Here is a 17,445-nt window from a genome sequence, read left to right on the forward strand (position 1 = left end):
ACCGGAGCGCCGGCCCCGCGCCACGCCCGACGCCACGCCGGTCGGGCGGCGGGACGACGCCGACGGGTGACGCGGTTGGGCCGAACCGCGCACGCTCGGCGCGCGGACCGCGCACGCACGTCTGATGCTCGCCCTGCGGGACGGAGGGACCGCCCCGCAGCGGAGGTGATGGCATGTCAGGAAGGCTGCTGCGTCTGGCCTGTTCGGTCTCCACGGCGGCGCTCGCCGCCCAGACCGTGCTGGCCCCCGGGCTCGCCGTGGCCACGACGCAGCCATCCGGGGCCGGCGAACGCACGACGGCCGCACCGTCGAACCCGGACGGGACCCCGGCCCCGGCCCCGGCCCCGGCCCCGGCCCGGGGTGAACCCTCGGCAGCCGGAACGGATGCGCCCGACTCCCCCGACACGGACCCCGCCCCCTCCACGGACCCCGCCCCCTCCGCCGGTCCCGGCCCCGACGGTCGGACCGTCGCCGCGTTGCTGAAGGACCTTCAGCGGCTGTACCGGGAGGCGGAGGCGGCCACCGAGGCCTACAACGCCACCGAGGAGGAGCTCGAGCGGCGGCGGGCCGAGACCGGGCGGCTGGAGACCGGGCTGGCGAAGGCCCGGCTCTCGCTGCACGAGAGCCGGGACACGGCCGGACGGCTCGCCCGTCGGCAGTACCAGGGCAGCACCGCCCTCTCCCCCTACCTACGGCTGCTGCTCGCCCGGGATCCGCAGCACGCGCTCGACGAGGGGCATGTGATCGGCCGTCTGGCGCGCGAGCGGGAGGAGACGGTCGGGCGGCTGGCGAACGGCGAGCGCAGGGCGGACGGGCTGGCCCGCCGGGCCCGCGCCGCCCTCGACGACCAGCTCACCCTCACGGCCCGCCGGAAGAAGGAGCGCGACGACGTGCGCCGACGCCTGGACGACGTCGAGAAGCTCCTGGCCTCCCTCACCGCCGAGCAGCTCACTGCGGTCGCCGCGCTGGAGAGTGACGGGGTGGCGCGGGCGCAGGACAAGCTCGTCGCGTCCGGCGCGCTCGGCGACGACGGCAAGCCGTCCGCGGAGGGCGAGAAGGCCGTGCGGTACGCGGTGCGCCAGCTCGGCAAGCCCTACGAGTGGGGCGCGCAGGGGCCGCGGTCGTACGACTGCTCGGGCCTGACGTCCCAGGCCTGGGGACACGCCGGGACCCCGATCCCCCGCACCAGCGAGGAGCAGTGGGCGCGCCTGCGGCGGATCCCGTTGAAGGAGCTGCGCCCCGGTGACCTGGTGGTCTACTTCCCGGAGGCCACCCACGTCGCGCTGTATCTGGGCGGCGGCGAGGTGATCCAGGCACCGAGGACCGGCGAGACCGTCAGGATCTCGCCGATCGCGTCCCATCCGGTGCTGGGAGCGGTGCGCCCGGACCGGCCGGGGGCGTCCGTGCGGCGCCCCGCACCGCCGACGGTGCGCGGCACGGGGCCGGCGGGCCCGCACGACGGGCAGGACACCGCGTCGGGTCAGGACGTCAGGAGAGCCGCGCGGTAGGCGTCCACGCCCGTCAGCGGGAGCGGCGGGGTGGCGGGCAGGATCGCGCGGACGTGGCGGGGCGCCTCGCGCGACCACCGGCGCAGGGGGAGCCAGGCGACGACGCCCGACGCCCGACGCCCCACGACCGACGACCCACGACCGACGACGCACGACCCACGACCCACGAGAACAGCCCGGGTCAGCGGCCCGTCACGCTCCGGACACCGAGGCCAGATAGGCGGCCGTCTTCTCCGGCTCGTAGAAGAAGTTCTCGAAGTCGGCCGGGTCGTTGAACGCGTTGGCGAAACGGTCGGCCGCGGGCTGCAGCTGTCCGGCCGCGCCCAGCAGGCCGACGATGTGCTCCGGCGGCGGGGCGAGCATGGCGTTGGTCCACTTGGTGACGTGCCGCGCGGTGTCCCAGTAGCGGTCGAACGTGGCGCGCATCCACTCCTCGTCGAACTCCTTCTCCCCGCGCTCCAGGATCGACGCGAGGTACGCGGCCGCGCACTTGGAGGCCGAGTTGGAGCCCTGGCCGGTGATCGGGTCGTTCGCGACGACGACGTCGGCGACGCCGAGCACCAGACCGCCGCCGGGGAGGCGGCCGACGGGGTTGCGGACGGTGGGGGCGTAGCGGCCGGCCAACGTGCCGCCGGCGTCGGTCAGTTCGACCCGGGTGGCGCGTGCGTACTCCCAGGGCGTGAACCTCTCCATGAGCTCCAGGGTGAGGGAGAGGTGTTCCGCCGGGTCCTTGACGCCCTTGAAGACGTCCAGCGGGCCGCCGGGTATGCCTTCCCAGAACAGGATGTCCGCGCGGCCGGAGGTGGTGAGGGTCGGCATGACGAAGAGTTCGCCGACGCCGGGGAGCAGGTTGCAGCGGACCGCCTCGGTGTCCGGGTGCTCCGGGCGCGGGCCCAGGCCGTGGACGTAGGCGACGGCGAGGGCGCGCTGCGGCTCGGTGTAGGGGGAGCGTTCCGGGTCCCGGCCGAACATCTGGACGAGTTCGCCCTTGCCGGCCGAGACCAGGACGAGGTCGTAGGCGCGGGAGAAGTAGTCGAGGTCGGAGACGGCCGCGCCGTGGATGACGAGTTGGCCGCCGCGCTGGGCGAAGGTCTCCATCCAGCCGGCCATCTTCACCCGCTGGTCGACGGACTGCGCGTAGCCGTCGAGCCGGCCCAGCCAGTCGATCGCGCGCTGGGTGGGGCCCGGGTCGTGCGAGCCGGGGGCGGCGACCGAGACGCCGAGGCCCTCGATCTTCGGGGCCTGCTGCTCCCAGAAGTTCAGCTGGAGGTCGCGCTCGTGCTGCAGGGCGGTGTGGAACATGCACTGCGTCGACATCACGCGGCCGGAGCGGATCTCGTCCGCCGTCCGGTTCGACATCAGGGTGACCTCGTACCCGTGCGACTGGAGGCCGAGGGCGAGCTGGAGACCGGACTGGCCGGCTCCGACGACGAGTATCTTCCGCATGCGGGGAACTCCTTGAGGGGCCTTACTCGGGGGTTTCGTCGAGCGCGTGGCCCACCAGGGCCAGGAGGGTCTCGATCACCGAGATCCGGCGCCGCGCATCCATGATCATGACAGGTATGTGCGCGGGAACCGTCAGTGCCTCCCGCACGTCCTCCGGCTCGAACAGCTCGCTGTCGTCGAAGTGGTTGACCGCGACGACGTAGGGCAGTCCGCAGCTCTCGAAGTAGTCCAGCGCGGGGAAGCAGTCCTTCAGGCGGCGGGTGTCGGCCAGCACGACCGCGCCGATAGCGCCGCGCACCAGGTCGTCCCACATGAACCAGAACCGCTGCTGGCCCGGCGTGCCGAACAGGTAGAGCACCAGGTCGTCGTCGAGCGTGAGCCGGCCGTAGTCCATGGCGACCGTGGTGGTGGTCTTCTCGGGCGTGCCGGTGAGGTCGTCGGTCTCCTCGCTGGCCTCGGTCATCAGCGCCTCCGTCTGGAGGGGCTCGATCTCCGAGACGGTGCCCACGAGGGTGGTCTTGCCGACGCCGAAGCCGCCCGCCACCACGATCTTGGTGGCTATGGGGGCCCGGGTGCGGTCCGTCTGCCACGGCTGCAGGGGTTCGTCGGGCTCGGTCACGGGCGCGACGAGGGGGGCGACGCCATAGGAGGAGGCGGCGTCAGAGACGACGGAGTCCACTCAGCACCCTTTCCAGCAGAGCGCGGTCGGGACGGCCCGCACCGTGAGCGGTACCGGTGCCGTACACACGGATCTTTCCCTGGTCCGCGAGGTCGCTGAGGAGCACCCGGACCACGCCGAGCGGCATCTTCAGCAACGCGGCGATCTCGGCCACCGTGCGCATGCGGCGGCACAGTTCGACGATGGCCCGCAGTTCCGGCATGACCGTGGACTTGAGCGAGCCGTTCGTGAGCTCCTTGCGCTCCTCGGGGGCTTCGAGGGCCGCCACGAACGTCTCGACGAGCAGGACGTGTCCGAAGCGGGTGCGGCCGCCGGTGAGCGAATAGGGGCGCACCCGGGCGGGTTTGCGGTCGCCGCCGCGGACCGGGAGCTGCTGCCTGCCGCCCTGCGGCTGCTGCGGGACGGTGCTCATCCGATGCTCCCCGTCGTCGTGGACTCCAGCGACTGCCGTAGCTCACTGCGCAGTTCGGGGGTCAGGACGTGTCCGGCGCGGCCCACGAAGAGCGCCATGTGGTACGCCACCACGCTCATGTCGCAGCCGGCGGAGCCGTGCACGCCGAGGAGCGAGCCGTCGCTGATCGACATGACGAAGAGGCTGCCCTCGTCCATCGCGATCATGGTGTGCTTCACCCCGCCGAACGCCATGAGCTTGGCGGCGCCGATGGTGAGGCTGCCGATGCCCGAGACGATGGTGGCGAGGTCGGCGGAGGAGCCGCGCGGGCCGGAAGGTCTGCTCTCGCGGACCTGGCGGGCCTCGTCGTTGCGGACTGCGTCCGAGGACAGCAGGAGCAGGCCGTCCGAGGACACGACGGCGACGGACTGGATGCCCGGCACCTCCTCCACGAGGTTGGTCAACAGCCAGTGCAGGTTACGGGCTTCACTGCTCAGTCCGAAGGTACTGGGCGCGGTCAACTGCTTGCCTCCTCGACTGTGCCCCCCGTGTCTTCTTCGGCGTGTGCGTGTGCTTCTTGAGCTGCTTTTCGTGCGGAGTTCCGTGCCGCGTCGCGTACTGCCTCTTGCGACGGGATCCGGTTGCGGCCCGTCTTCTCGGCGATCTCCGCCTCCACCTCGCGGTAGCCGGCCTGCGCCCCCTGGCGGAACCCGCCCAGCCGGCGGCGGAGGGCGTCCGCGTCGACGGAGCCGGTCCGCTGGCGCGGGGCGTGGGCGGGTGCGGTGATCTTGGGTGTGCGCTTGGGGAGGCCCTTGTCGGTGAGGGGTTCCTCCGGGACGTCGGGGGTGCGTGCGTGTTCCGTCCCGGCTGCGGCCGCGGCGGATCCGTCGGCGGGTGCGGGCGGGTCCTGGGAGGCTTGCTCGCGGTCGGTGACCGGGGACGCGTGGACGTGCTCGTCCTGCGGGGCGCCGGGCTCCTCCAGGCCGGGCTCCTCCAGGCCGGGCTCCTCCTGGGGGATCGGCAGCAGGAGTTCCATGGTCGTCTCGGCCGGCGACTCCGCCGGGCTCTTCGCCTGGCGAACGGCCTTCTCGGCCAGCGCGACCAGCGGGTCGGCCGGCTTCGAACGGCCGGGCAGGACGTTGGAGTTGGCCTCGGCGTCGGCGCCGGGCAGGGAGAAGGCCTGGGCGGCCGCGCCGGCCGGCGCCGCGGAGGGGACCGCCGCGGCCGGGGCGGCGGCCAGGAGCTGGGTGGGCAGGACGACGACGGCGGCCACCCCGCCCTGCTTCTGCTCGCGCAGCCGGACGCGCACGCCGTGCCGGTGGGCGAGCCGGGCCACCACGTACAGCCCGAGGCCGAGCCCCTCCTCGCCCTCCTGGTCGTACGGCGTCTCGGGGTCGAACTCGGCGAGGCGGGCGTTGAGCCCGCCCAGCCGGTCGTCCGGAATCCCGATGCCCTCGTCCTGGACGGAGAGCATGACCTCGCCGTTCTCCAGGAGCCAGCCGGAGACCTCGACGGGCAGGTCCGGCGGGGAGAACGAGGTGGCGTTCTCCATGAGTTCGGCCAGCAGGTGGGAGAGGTCGTCGGCGGCGAAGCCGGCCACGTGCGCGTGCGGGGGCAGCGCCGAGATGCGTACGCGCTCGTAGCGCTCGATCTCGCTGACCGCCGCGCGGACCACGTCGACCAGCGGGATGGGGCCCGCGTGCTGCTGGACGTGTTCCGTGCCGGCCAGGACCAGGAGGTTCTCGCTGTGCCGGCGCATGACCGTGGCGAAGTGGTCGAGCTTGAAGAGTGTGGCCAGCCGGTCGGGGTCCTGCTCGCGCTCCTCCAGGCCCTCGATGACGGCGAGTTGGCGCTCGACCAGGCCGAGGGTGCGCAGGGCGAGGCTGACGAAGGTGCCGCTGATGCTGTCCCGCAGGGCGTCCAGCCGGGCGGCCGAGGCGGCGAGTTCGGCGCGCAGTTCCTCGCGGGCGTCGGCCATCCGCTGGCGCTGGCCCACGAGGTGCTTGCGGTCGGACTCCAGGGTGGCGACGCGCTCGTGGAGGGCGGCGGCGTGCTGGTGCAGGGCGTTGACCGAGCGGACGACCTGGGCGAACTCGTCGTTGCGGCCGGTGAACGCGACCGGCTCCTCGGCCGCGGGGTTCTCGGCTCCGGCCAGCCGCGCCGACCCCCGGCGCAGCACGGACAGCGGCCGGGTGAGGCTGCGCGCCATGCCCGCGGCCACGGCGACGGCCAGCAGCATGAGCGCGCCGAGGACGGCGACGCGGATCTCCAGGCCGGTGACGTCGTCGTCGCGCAGCCGGGCGAGGTCCTCGGCGCGGTGGCCGAACAGCGAGGACTCGGCCCCGCGCATCAGGTCGACGCGGGCGGACAGGGCGGCGTCGAGCTTCTTGACGCCGGTGTCGAGGTCGCGGCCGCTGAGTTCCGGCTGGTCGGTGAGGGACGCGAGATAGGCCTCGGCGGTGTCTACGTCGCCGCCGGTGACCGTGGAGTCGTAGGAGTCCACCGCGTCCCGGGGCGCGCCCTCGCGGAATCCGGCGAGGGCCGCGTCGGACCGCAGCCGGGCCTGCTGGGCGGCGGCGGCGAGGGCGTCGCGCTGCTTGGCGTCGGCCTTGGAGGCGACCTTCTCGGTGCTCGACCGGCCGGTGACGGGGTCGTAGGAGGTCTCCTCCGTCGTCGGCACGTTCAGCGCCGCGAGCAGCAGCCCCCGGGTGGCGGAGGCCTGCTGGACGGCGCTGTCGAGCTCGGCGAGGGCGTGCGCGCCGGATCCGGCGCGCGGCGGCGTCTGCTCGGCCAGCCGGTCGACGAGGATATGCAGCGCGGCGATGACCTCGGAGTACTCCTGGTGCGCCTGCAGGGCGGTGCTCTTGCCGGTGAGGGCCGACCGCCGCACGGAGGGGACGGCGTCGAGGGCCTTGCGCAGGGCGGCGGAGACGTCCGTCTCGGCGGTCAGCTCGCGCGCCTGGCGGTCCACCCGGGCGCTGCCGTCCGAGGAGGGCGCCCTGGACTTGACGCGGCCGGCCGCCACATAGGTGGTGACCTCGTCGCGTTCGTCCGCCAGGGACTGGGCCAGGGCGAGGGCGTCCTGGGTCTGCTCGGCCAGGGTGACCAGGTCCTGGGAGTCCTTCAACTGACCGGACGCGGCCAGGATCGAGGGCGCGCCCGCTCCGGCGACGGCGGCGGCCACGACGGCCACCGCGACGATCAGCCGGTTGCGTACATGGGTCGGGCGGCCCTTGCCGACAGGGGTGCGCTCCGCGCCCCCCTCGGAGGCCGGCTGGCTGCCTGTACGCCGAGGCCGCGTCTTCTGCACCGGTGCTCGCATTCCTGACTCGTTACCCATGGGCCGGATATGACGCTCCGTCAACTGGCGCGTACGTCCGGTACGGTTCCCGACCCTCCCAGTGCCGGTGTGCGGGGACCGCGCATCGCTTGCCCCGCCACCCGAAGGAGTGAACATCGGAGGGGAGTTGGCGGGCAAGTTCCGCCGGCGTGCGCGGCGGCCCGGTCCGGCAGGCCGGTTGGACGTGGGCGGCGGGCTTTGGCAGGATTCGCCGCCACGCCTTCCCGGAGTGCTTCATTCCCGCCCAAAACAGGCGTCTGACCTGCGGCGGTGCGTCCGTTCGGGGAAGGGTGCCAGCCTTTCGCGAAGGCTGTGGAGGGGTCGTGCAGACTGGCCGGATGCGCACGGAACTTGTGTCGGACGGCGGCGATCCGGCCCGCCCCAACGAGGACTTCGCGAGCGTCGGGCTTCCCGCCTCCGGGCAGGGCGGTTCGCTCGTCCTGCTGGACGGGGTGACTCCGCCGCGGGACGGCGCGGACTGCCTGCATTCGGTCCCCTGGTTCACGGCACGACTCGGCGGCGCCCTGACCGAACTGACCGTTTCCCTCCCGGATGTTCCCCTGGCCGAGGCGCTCGCCCTCGCCATCACGCGTACCGCCGAGGCCCATGCGGGAACCTGTGACCTTTCTCACCCACGCACCCCACAGGCCACCGTGGTCCTCGCACGCTGGTCGCCGCGAAGCGTCGAGTACCTGGTCCTGTGCGACGCGACGTTGCTGCTGGCCTCGCCGGACGGCCGGGTCTCCCCCGTCCACGACGACCGGCTGGCCCGGCTGCCGCGCGCCCTGCTGCGCAGCGCCGACGTCGTGGACGGCACGCTGCGCAACAAGGAGGGCGGGTTCTTCACTGCCGCGGCCGACCCCTCGGTCGCCGCCCGCGCGGTGACCGGCGCCGTGCCGCGCGCCGAGGTCGCCTCGCTGGCCGCCCTGTCGGACGGCGCCGCCCGCTGGGCGGAGCTCTTCCACGAGGGCGACTGGCCCGACCTGCTCGCGCTCGTCCGCGAGGAGGGGGCCCGGGCCCTGGTGGAGCGGGTGCGCCGACGGGAACGAGCGGACGTCGAAGCCGGCCGCCCCTGCCTGGCCCGGGCGAAGACGCACGACGACGCGACGGTGGTGTACGTGGAGCTGTGAGACGCGGCGAGGCCGTCGGGGCTGCGCGGCGGGGCCCGACGACCGCGCCGCAGCCGCGGGCGCCGGGCCCCGCGCCCGCGGACCGATCCGAAAGGCGGGGCCCTCCTACTTCTCCATGCCCCGGTTCAGCTGGTGGAGCAGGCGGGCCAGTTCCTCGACCTCGGTGCGGTCCCAGTGGGAGAAGGTGCTGACGTACCGCTCGCGGCGGGCCTCGCGGACCCGGCTCACCCGGCTGCGGCCCTCCTCGGTGAGGTCGACCAGCCAGGCGCGGCCGTCCGCCGGGTCCGGTGCGCGGGCCACCAGGCCGAGCTGTTCCAGAGCCCGCAGCTGACGGGACATGGTGGCCTTGCCGACGCCGATGTAGGCGGCGAGCTCGGTGGCGCGCTGGCGGCCGCACTCCTCCAGCCGGACGAGGAGCCCGTAGGCGGCGGACTCCAGGTCCGGGTGGACCTCGCGGGCCATCTCGCCCTGATTGGCGCGGGCGCGGCGCAGCAGCACCGTGAGCTCCCGCTCCAGGGAGAGGAACTCCCGGTCGCCCTGCTCCACACCGCGCGACGAGCGTCCGTCGTCGTTCGTGTCCTCGTGCACGTCAGCACCCCTGATCTCACCGGTCGCCGCGGTCGGCGCAGCTCCCCAGTATTTCCCAGGCACAGGTCGGCGGCTCTTCGCCGGGGCCGTGTGCCGGACACGGCGAAGGCCCGGGCCTCCCTCACGGGACCCGGGCCGCGCCGCCCGCGGCGTCCGTCACGCCGCCACGGGAACCTCCGGCGTCGCGCTGTTCACGGCGGGCGCGAGCGCCAGTTCCAGGACCTGGCGGACGTCGGTGACGGCGTGGACGTCGAGCGTGTCCAGCACCTCCGCGGGGACGTCGTCCAGGTCGGGCTCGTTGCGCTTGGGGATGATGACGGTGGTGACGCCGGCCCGGTGTGCGGCGAGCAGCTTCTGCTTCACGCCGCCGATGGGCAGCACCCGGCCGGTCAGCGAGACCTCGCCGGTCATCGCCACGTCCGTGCGGACGAGCCGGCCGGACAGCAGGGAGGCGAGGGCGGTCGTCATGGTGACGCCGGCGCTCGGGCCGTCCTTGGGGACCGCGCCCGCCGGGAAGTGGATGTGCACGCCCCGGTCCTTGAGGTCGCCCACCGGCAGTTCCAGTTCGGCGCCGTGGCTGCGCAGGAAGCTGAGCGCGATCTGCGCCGACTCCTTCATCACGTCGCCGAGCTGACCGGTCAGGGTCAGGCCCGCCGCGCCCGTCTCCGGGTCGGCCAGCGAGGCCTCGACGTACAGGACGTCGCCGCCCGCGCCGGTGACCGCGAGGCCGGTGGCGACCCCCGGGACGGCGGTCCGGCGCTCGGCCGGGTCCTGGGCGGACTCGGGCACGTGGTGCGGCCGGCCGATCAGGGCGCGCAGGTCCTCGTCCGTCACGGTGAGGGGCAGTTCCCGCTCGCCCAGTTCGTGCTGGGCCGCGACCTTGCGCAGCAGCCGGGCGATGGACCGCTCCAAGGTCCGCACGCCTGCCTCGCGGGTGTACTCGCCGGCGAGCTTGCGCAGCGCGCTCTCGTCGAGGACGACCTCCTCCTTGTCCAGACCGGCCCGCTCCAGCTGGCGCGGGAGCAGGTGGTCGCGGGCGATGACGACCTTCTCGTCCTCGGTGTAGCCGTCGAGGCGGACCAGCTCCATCCGGTCGAGCAGGGCCTCGGGGATGGCTTCGAGCACGTTGGCGGTGGCGAGGAAGACCACGTCCGACAGGTCGAGTTCGACCTCCAGGTAGTGGTCACGGAAGGTGTGGTTCTGGGCCGGGTCGAGCACTTCGAGGAGGGCGGCCGCCGGGTCGCCCCGGAAGTCGGAGCCCACCTTGTCGATCTCGTCGAGCAGGACCACCGGGTTCATCGACCCGGCCTCCTTGATCGCCCGCACGATCCGGCCGGGCAGCGCGCCGACGTAGGTGCGGCGGTGGCCGCGGATCTCGGCCTCGTCGCGGACGCCGCCGAGGGCGACGCGGACGAACTTGCGGCCCATCGCGTGGGCGACGGACTCGCCGAGCGAGGTCTTGCCGACGCCGGGCGGTCCGACGAGGGCCAGGACCGCGCCGCCGCGCCGGCCGCCGACGACCCCGAGGCCGCGCTCGTGGCGGCGCTTGCGCACGGCGAGGTACTCGGTGATGCGCTCCTTCACGTCCTGCAGGCCCGCGTGCTCGGCGTCGAGCACGCTCCGGGCGCCCTGGATGTCGTAGGCGTCCTCGGTGCGCTCGTTCCAGGGCAGTTCGAGGACGGTGTCCAGCCAGGTGCGGATCCAGGAGCCCTCGGGCGACTGGTCGCTGGAGCGCTCCAGCTTGTCGACCTCCTTGAGGGCGGCCTCGCGGACCTTCTCGGGCAGGTCGGCGGCCTCGACGCGGGCGCGGTAGTCGTCGGACTCCTCGCCCTCCTGTTCGCCGTTGAGGTCGCGCAGCTCCTTGCGGACGGCTTCGAGCTGACGGCGCAGCAGGAACTCGCGCTGCTGCTTGTCGACGCCTTCCTGGACGTCCTTGGCGATGGTCTCGGCGACGTCCTGCTCGGCGAGGTGGTCGCGCAGCTGCTGGGTGGCGGTCTTCAGGCGGGCCACCGGGTCGGCGGTCTCCAGGAGCTCCACCTTCTGCTCGGTGGTCAGGAAGGGCGAGTAACCGGAGTTGTCGGCGAGCGCGGAGACGTCGTCGATGGCCTGGACGCGGTCGACGACCTGCCAGGCGCCGCGCTTGCGCAGCCAGGCGGTGGCGAGCGCCTTGTACTCCTTGACGAGTTCGGCGACGTGACCGGGCAGCGGCTCGGGGACGCTCTGGTCGACCGCGGTGCCCTCCACCCACAGGGCGGCGCCGGGGCCGGTGGTGCCGGCGCCGATCTTCACGCGGCCGCGGCCGCGGATGAGCGCGCCCGGGTCGCCGTCGGCCAGCCGGCCGACCTGCTCGACGGTGCCGAGCACACCGGTGCTCGCGTACGTGCCGTCGACACGCGGCACCAGCAGGACGCGCGGCTTGCCCGGTTCCGAACGGGCGGCGGCCTGGGCGGCCTCCACCGCGGCGCGTACGTCGGTGTCGTTGAGGTCCAGCGGAACCACCATGCCGGGGAGCACGACCTCGTCATCGAGAGGCAATACGGGCAAGGTGAGCGGTGCGGACGTCGAAGCCATGATCTCCCCTTCGGCAGTCAAGTTGAGCTATGCCGACTCAATGCACAGGAGCCGTCGGATGTTCCCCGCACTCCCGTCCGTTCGCTGTGGGCGATCAGCGGCGTTCGGGGGCGGTCGGGGGCGCGCGCCGCGGCCGCCGCCCGGCGGGCGCGCCCGGTCGTCGCCGGGCGGCGCGGGATTCACGGGCGGGGCACGCGGGCGTCGCCCGGCGACCGAAGGGGCGCACCGCTGGACGCCGCACGACGGGGCGCGCCCCTCGCGCCCCCTGTCCGTACCCCGCCCACTTCCGGCATTCGCCCCGAACCGCCCGGCGGCCCGACCACAATGCGCGTATGACCGATGACTGGAAGCGACGCCTGGACGCCCTTCACGCGGAGCTGGTCCTGCGGGACGACCCCGTCGCCTGGGTGACGGAGGCGGACGCCGTCGAGGCTTCCCGGCGCTATCCGCACATCGTGCTGCGCGGGCCCGTCTTCGGCGTGGCCGTGCTGGACCCGGCGGCCGCGGAGCCGTGCTGGCGGCTGCTGAAGCCGGTGGTCGACGGCATGCCCCAGCAGGCCCGGGACGGACTCAACTCGCACCTGTGGTTCAAGGCGAAGGACGGCACGGGCGCCCCGTCCGCCCGGCGCGACCTGCTGGCGGCCGTCGCCGTGCTGGAGCGGGCCCCGGCCGACGAGGTGGAGGCGCTGGGCGTGCGCTACCGGGTGGTGCGCGGCGACGAGTTCGCCCGCACCGGCGACGACGGTCCGGAGCCGCCCCGGCCCACCGACCCGGAGGTCCTCGCCCCGTCGTGGGAGGACCAGTGCGCCGTGCCGTCCCCGGACGTGGGCTTCGCCCTCGACCCCGGCCGGGACGACGGGCCGATGGCGGGCGCCCTGCGCCTGGGCCTGCGCGACTTCACGTACACGGGCGCCCGCTTCCCCGCCGACGTGCGCACGGACTCCGCGCGGGCGGCCCGGACGCACCCTGAGGTGGTCCGACTGCCGGTCGGCTTCTCGGTGGCCGAGCGCGACGACTCGGGCTGGACCCCGTGCGGTTCCCTGACGGCCACCCCGCACGAGGCGCGCCGCTCGCTGTACGAGGGGATGGCCCGCGTGTGGGCGATGCTGCACCGCTTCGACGAGCGCAAGAAGGCCGTGTACGCGCGGGCCGCCGAGGCGTTCCGCAGCGCCGGGCGGGCCGACGAGGCGAGCGTGGAGGGTCGTGTGTTCCGGATCTGCCGCGTCGAGCGGATGGTCCGCCTGGGCCCGGACGGCCCGGAACCGCCCCGCCCCTCGGACGTCGACGAGTACGGCCCCATGAAGCTCCATCCGACCCTGCGCGAGAACGGCACCGTCCAGTACGACGACTGAGGCGCACGCCTTGCCGGTCGATCTCCGGCTCCTCCGACGCCCTGACCTCCGCGGACGCCCCCGACGCCCCCCGACGCACCCCTCCGCCCCTCGACGTCCTCTGGCGTCCGCTGCCGCCCTCCGACGTCCTCTGGCCTCCGCTGCCGTTCCCCGGCACCCGGAGACGCCGTGTCGCGTTCGGGACCGCGTGAGCGGCGGGTCAGCCGGTGCGGGGAGCGGCGGCCGGGCGGGCACGGTCCCAGCCGCGCACCCGGGGCCAGGCGGCGACGCCTATCGCCAGCGCGATCAGGTGTCCCCAGTTCGTCATCGGGTCGGTGAAGGCGAGCAGGTCCTGGAGCAGCAGGGCGCCGAAGGCGGCGAGCAGGGACCAGCGCAACCATGGACGCAGCAGCCCCGCGAGAGCGCCCACGCAGGCGGCGACGCCGAAGCTGATGCCGTAGTCGAGGCGGTGCAGCGAGCTGTCGGGCAGCCGCCCCGCCAGTACGGCCAGACCGACCGGCACCTCGGTGGCGAGGGTGGCCAGGAGGTGTCCGAGCAGGAAGACGACGGCGGTGCGGACCCCGCCGACGCGCCGTTCCAGCGCGGTGAGGACGACCAGGAAGCCGAGCGTGAAGGGCGAGGCGAAGCCGCCCGCCACCCACAGGGCGCTGGCCGCCAGCACCAGCGCCGGCGTCCGCGCCAGATGCGCCACGTCGGTGCTGGAGGCCTGGTGCAGGGCGTACACCAGGGCGGGGTCGAAATGCGCCGAGACGTACGAGGTGACGGCGAGGACGGCCGCGTAGCCGAGCGTGAAGGGGACGGGAATCCGGTGCCGGGGGCGCGGGTTCGGTTCGAGCCGCCGGAAGCGCGGTGGGGTGCGCTGGCCCGGGATGCCGTCCAGGAGCCCGCGGACGTCGGGCCGCCCATGGACGTCGGTCGGGGGCGGGCTCGTGGGGGAGGCCGTGCGTTCCACTGTGAGGCGCTCCTTCCGTTTCCCCCACCCTTCGCGGGCCGGCCGTCCGCTGTCTGTGACCGACGCCACGTGCGCACCGATTCACAGGAAGCTCTGAGAGTTCTCCCGGCCTTTTCTCATCCGCCTCGCACCGTTCTCGAACGGACGTGCGTCAACCTCACCGACCGCTCAGGGAATTCCCTCAACGAACCGTCAGGCGGATGCCAGGATGGACCGATGCCCACCCCTTACGACATCCCCGACGCGCCGGAGGTACTGGACCGCCGTGAGGGTCCTCACGGTGAGGTCGTCCTGCGCCGGCACGGAAAGTTGCTCCAGATCATCGCCAACGGCTGCTTCCTGATGGACACTTCGGACGGCCGCTCGGAACGGCTGCTGGTCGACGCGGCACGGGACGCGCTGGACGGACGTCCCGCACCCGCCCTGCTGCTCGGCGGTCTGGGCGTCGGCTTCTCCCTCGCGCACGCCGCCGCCGATCCCCGCTGGGGCGCCGTCACGGTGGTGGAACGCGAGCGCGCCGTCATCGACTGGCATCTGACCGGCCCGCTGGCCGCCGTCTCCGGCCCGGCCCTGGCGGATCCCCGGACGAAGATCGTCGAAGCCGATCTGCTCGACTTCGTCAATGAGACATGCGACACATTCGACGCGGTATGCCTGGACATCGACAACGGACCCGACTGGACGGTCACCGAGGGCAACGACAGCCTGTATTCGACGACCGGACTCGCAAGCTGCGCGCGGGTGTTGAGACCGGGGGGAGCACTGGCGGTGTGGTCGGCCCGCCCCTCTCCGGAATTCGAGGGAACCTTGGGGAATGCCGGGTTCCAACGGGTGCGTACCGAAGAGATCCCGGTTGCCCGAGGCGTGCCGGACGTGGTGCATCTCGCCGTCCGACCTGGATAGCAAAGCCGTGGTGACTCCCCGTACGCTGCATTCCTGACGCCGATCATTTATGCGTCAACCGCAGTCATGCGCAATCAAGGGACCACCCCACTGGTTCCGGAAAGCACACTCAGGGGCGGGCGATGGACCAGACACACACCGCACACAACACCGCGGCGGCGGCGACCCCGGGCGCGCAGCGGCGCGTCCTGGTCGTCGAGGACGACCCGACGATCGTCGACGCCATCGCCGCCCGCCTGCGCGCCGAGGGATTCCTCGTGCAAACGGCGGGCGACGGTCCGGCGGCCGTGGACACGGCAGAGGCCTGGCAGCCCGACCTGCTGATCCTCGACATCATGCTGCCCGGCTTCGACGGCCTGGAGGTCTGCCGCCGCGTGCAGGCCGCCCGCCCGGTGCCGGTCATGATGCTCACCGCGCGCGACGACGAGACCGACATGCTGGTCGGCCTCGGCGTGGGCGCCGACGACTACATGACCAAGCCCTTCTCGATGCGGGAGCTGGCGGCCCGCGTGCACGTCCTGCTGCGCCGGGTGGAGCGGGCCGCCATCGCGGCGACGACCCCGCGCAGCGGGATCCTGCGGCTCGGCGAGCTGGAGATCGACCACGCGCAGCGCCGGGTGCGGGTCCGCTCGGAGGACGTGCACCTCACGCCCACCGAGTTCGACCTGCTGGTCTGTCTGGCGAACACCCCGCGCGCGGTGCTCTCCCGCGAGCAGCTCCTCGCCGAGGTGTGGGACTGGGCGGACGCCTCCGGCACCCGCACGGTCGACAGCCACATCAAGGCGCTGCGCCGGAAGATCGGCGCGGAGCGGATCCGCACGGTGCACGGCGTGGGCTACGCGCTGGAGACCCCGACGCCATGAGCCGCGGGCCGGACGGACCGAGAAGCCCCGCCCCCGGAGCGGACGCGCCCTGGGGCGGCGTACGCCCGTTCTCGATCAAGACCAAGCTGGGCGCGCTGGTCGTCATCTCGGTGCTGATCACCACCGGTCTGTCGATGATCGCGGTGCACACCAAGACGGAGCTGCGCTTCATCACGGTCTTCTCGATGATCGCCACACTGCTGATCACGCAGTTCGTGGCGCATTCGCTCACCGCGCCGCTGGGTGAGATGAACACGGTGGCCCGGTCCATCTCGCACGGCGACTACACCCGCCGGGTGCGCGAGAACCGCCGTGACGAGCTGGGCGACCTCGCGCAGACGATCAACGTCATGGCGGACGAGCTGGAGGCGCAGGACCGGCACCGCAAGGAGCTGGTGGCCAACGTCTCGCACGAGCTGCGCACGCCCATCGCGGGTCTGCGCGCCGTCCTGGAGAACGTCGTCGACGGCATCGCCGAGGCGGACCCCGAGACGATGCGCACCGCCCTGAAGCAGACGGAGCGGCTCGGGCGGCTGGTCGAGACGCTGCTCGACCTGTCCCGTCTGGACAACGGCGTGGTCCCGCTGCGCAAGCGGCGCTTCGAGGTGTGGCCCTATCTGTCGGGCGTGCTGAAGGAGGCCAACATGGTCGCCTCGGCCCGCGCCACCATGGGTTCGGGCGGCAGCCACACCCGGACGGACGTCCATCTGCACCTGGACGTCACCCCTCCGGAGCTCACCGCGCACGCGGACCCGGAGCGCATCCACCAGGTCGTCGCCAACCTGATCGACAACGCCGTCAAGCACAGCCCGCCGCACGGACGGGTGACGGTGAAGGCGCGGCGCGGGGCGCAGCCGGAGTCGCTGGAGCTGGAGGTCCTCGACGAAGGGCCCGGCATTCCGCGCTCGGAGTGGCACCGCGTGTTCGAGCGGTTCAACCGGGGGGCGGTCCGCCGGCCGCACGGACCGGGCAGCGACGGCGGCACGGGACTGGGACTGGCGATCGCCCGCTGGGCGGTCGATCTTCACGGAGGCCGGATCGGAGTGGCCGAATCCGAGCGGGGATGCCGGATTCTTATCACTCTTCCGGGAGAGTCCTCCGTTCCAAGTTGACGTAAAGTTCGCGGCGGAGCTCCAAGATCCACGTGCGTCCGCGCAGTCGGACACGTGTCATCAGGCACCGGACCGGCGCAGGTCGGCACGGGTCCGCGCGCCCGGCGCGCACGACCTGCGCCAACGCGCCCCTCGCGACGCACAACCGCGCTTGTTTCCCGCCATTTTCACCCCCGAAACACGCTCCGCGATGTGACTTACGCGACGATGGACGGGCCCGGCCTGACCTTCCCCCTCCAGGGGGCGTAGCCTTTATTCCCGCTGTCCATCACCTTGTGAAGCGGAAGAGGGCGGTTGCCGCCGTGTCGCCACAGTCCCCCAGTAACTCCAGCATCTCGACCGACGCAGACCAAGCGGGCAAGAACCCCGCTGCCGCGTTCGGGCCGAACGAGTGGCTCGTCGACGAGATCTATCAGCAGTACCTCCAGGACCCGAATTCGGTAGACCGCGCCTGGTGGGACTTCTTCGCCGACTACAAGCCAGGAGCGGCCGCTCCCTCGGCTCCGGCGGGTACTGCGGCCGCGGGGGCCGCAGCGACCACCACCGCACCCCCGGCGCCCGCCGCCCCGGCCACCCCGGCCCAGGCGGCGCCCGCCGCTGCGGCGCCTGC

General features: G+C 73.2%; 16 protein-coding genes. 7 read left to right on the forward strand and 9 right to left on the reverse strand.

Going from position 1 to position 17,445, the window contains the following annotated elements:
- Positions 1–173 precede the first annotated feature (173 nt).
- Complete coding sequence (locus ACFVYK_RS31615) at positions 174–1,508, forward strand: NlpC/P60 family protein (RefSeq protein WP_389779918.1); 1,335 nt, start codon at positions 174–176, stop codon at positions 1,506–1,508.
- Here ACFVYK_RS31615 and ACFVYK_RS31620 read toward each other — a convergent pair.
- From ACFVYK_RS31620 to ACFVYK_RS31645, 6 genes are all read right to left on the reverse strand, one after another.
- Positions 1,481–1,633 (reverse strand): hypothetical protein, encoded by a 153-nt coding sequence (locus ACFVYK_RS31620; RefSeq protein WP_389779919.1) that lies wholly within the window; start codon positions 1,631–1,633, stop codon positions 1,481–1,483. The two genes, ACFVYK_RS31615 and ACFVYK_RS31620, sit on opposite strands and share 28 nt — an antisense overlap.
- 67 nt (positions 1,634–1,700) lie before the next feature.
- The gene (locus ACFVYK_RS31625; protein ID WP_389779920.1) at positions 1,701–2,954 is read right to left on the reverse strand and encodes a styrene monooxygenase/indole monooxygenase family protein; all 1,254 of its coding nucleotides are present in this window, start codon (positions 2,952–2,954) and stop codon (positions 1,701–1,703) included.
- A 22-nt stretch (positions 2,955–2,976) separates the two neighbouring features.
- A complete protein-coding gene (locus ACFVYK_RS31630) occupies positions 2,977–3,633 on the reverse strand; it encodes an ATP/GTP-binding protein (RefSeq protein WP_389779921.1) in 657 nt (218 codons plus the stop codon).
- The gene (locus ACFVYK_RS31635) at positions 3,614–4,045 is read right to left on the reverse strand and encodes a DUF742 domain-containing protein (protein ID WP_389779922.1); all 432 of its coding nucleotides are present in this window, start codon (positions 4,043–4,045) and stop codon (positions 3,614–3,616) included. Before ACFVYK_RS31635 ends, ACFVYK_RS31630 begins: the two co-directional genes overlap by 20 nt.
- A complete protein-coding gene (locus ACFVYK_RS31640; protein WP_389779924.1) occupies positions 4,042–4,545 on the reverse strand; it encodes a roadblock/LC7 domain-containing protein in 504 nt (167 codons plus the stop codon). The genes ACFVYK_RS31635 and ACFVYK_RS31640 overlap by 4 nt, the downstream gene beginning before the upstream one ends.
- Positions 4,542–7,334 carry a nitrate- and nitrite sensing domain-containing protein gene (locus ACFVYK_RS31645; RefSeq protein WP_389779925.1) on the reverse strand — a complete coding sequence of 931 codons (2,793 nt, stop codon included), beginning with the start codon at positions 7,332–7,334 and terminating at the stop codon, positions 4,542–4,544. Before ACFVYK_RS31645 ends, ACFVYK_RS31640 begins: the two co-directional genes overlap by 4 nt.
- Positions 7,335–7,702: 368 nt before the next feature.
- Here ACFVYK_RS31645 and ACFVYK_RS31650 point away from each other — a divergent pair, with 368 nt between their 5' ends.
- Entirely contained in the window at positions 7,703–8,494 is a 792-nt protein-coding gene (locus tag ACFVYK_RS31650) for a hypothetical protein (protein ID WP_389779927.1), read from the forward strand.
- A 105-nt stretch (positions 8,495–8,599) separates the two neighbouring features.
- On the opposite strand, the gene ACFVYK_RS31655 is transcribed toward ACFVYK_RS31650, so the two are convergent.
- Positions 8,600–9,082 (reverse strand): MarR family winged helix-turn-helix transcriptional regulator, encoded by a 483-nt coding sequence (locus ACFVYK_RS31655; RefSeq protein ID WP_389779928.1) that lies wholly within the window; start codon positions 9,080–9,082, stop codon positions 8,600–8,602.
- Positions 9,083–9,238: 156 nt separating this feature from the next.
- Positions 9,239–11,653, reverse strand: coding sequence for an endopeptidase La (lon, locus tag ACFVYK_RS31660; RefSeq protein WP_389779930.1), 2,415 nt, complete (start codon positions 11,651–11,653; stop codon positions 9,239–9,241).
- Between the two features lie 332 nt (positions 11,654–11,985).
- On the opposite strand from lon, the gene ACFVYK_RS31665 reads away from it, so the two are divergent.
- Positions 11,986–13,005 (forward strand): DUF5954 family protein, encoded by a 1,020-nt coding sequence (locus ACFVYK_RS31665; protein WP_389779931.1) that lies wholly within the window; start codon positions 11,986–11,988, stop codon positions 13,003–13,005.
- Positions 13,006–13,204: 199 nt separating this feature from the next.
- Here the strand turns inward: ACFVYK_RS31665 and ACFVYK_RS31670 are convergent, their stop codons facing one another.
- Positions 13,205–13,957 carry a rhomboid-like protein gene (locus ACFVYK_RS31670; RefSeq protein WP_389779932.1) on the reverse strand — a complete coding sequence of 251 codons (753 nt, stop codon included), beginning with the start codon at positions 13,955–13,957 and terminating at the stop codon, positions 13,205–13,207.
- 216 nt (positions 13,958–14,173) lie between these two features.
- Here ACFVYK_RS31670 and ACFVYK_RS31675 point away from each other — a divergent pair, with 216 nt between their 5' ends.
- The 4 genes from ACFVYK_RS31675 to ACFVYK_RS31690 all read left to right on the forward strand — a co-directional run.
- Entirely contained in the window at positions 14,174–14,860 is a 687-nt protein-coding gene (locus ACFVYK_RS31675) for a spermidine synthase (protein WP_389779934.1), read from the forward strand.
- Positions 14,861–14,982: 122 nt separating this feature from the next.
- Entirely contained in the window at positions 14,983–15,723 is a 741-nt protein-coding gene (locus tag ACFVYK_RS31680) for a response regulator transcription factor (RefSeq protein WP_389779936.1), read from the forward strand.
- Positions 15,720–16,835: an ATP-binding protein gene (locus ACFVYK_RS31685; RefSeq protein WP_389779938.1), complete on the forward strand. Its 1,116-nt coding sequence runs from the start codon at positions 15,720–15,722 to the stop codon at positions 16,833–16,835. Before ACFVYK_RS31680 ends, ACFVYK_RS31685 begins: the two co-directional genes overlap by 4 nt.
- A gap of 302 nt (positions 16,836–17,137) precedes the next feature.
- Positions 17,138–17,445 (forward strand): hypothetical protein (locus ACFVYK_RS31690; RefSeq protein ID WP_389779939.1); only part of this gene is annotated, 308 nt, incomplete at its 3' end.

Source organism: Streptomyces sp. NPDC058291, assembly GCF_042880855.1.
In the GTDB taxonomy this organism is placed as follows: Bacteria; Actinomycetota; Actinomycetes; order Streptomycetales; family Streptomycetaceae; genus Streptomyces.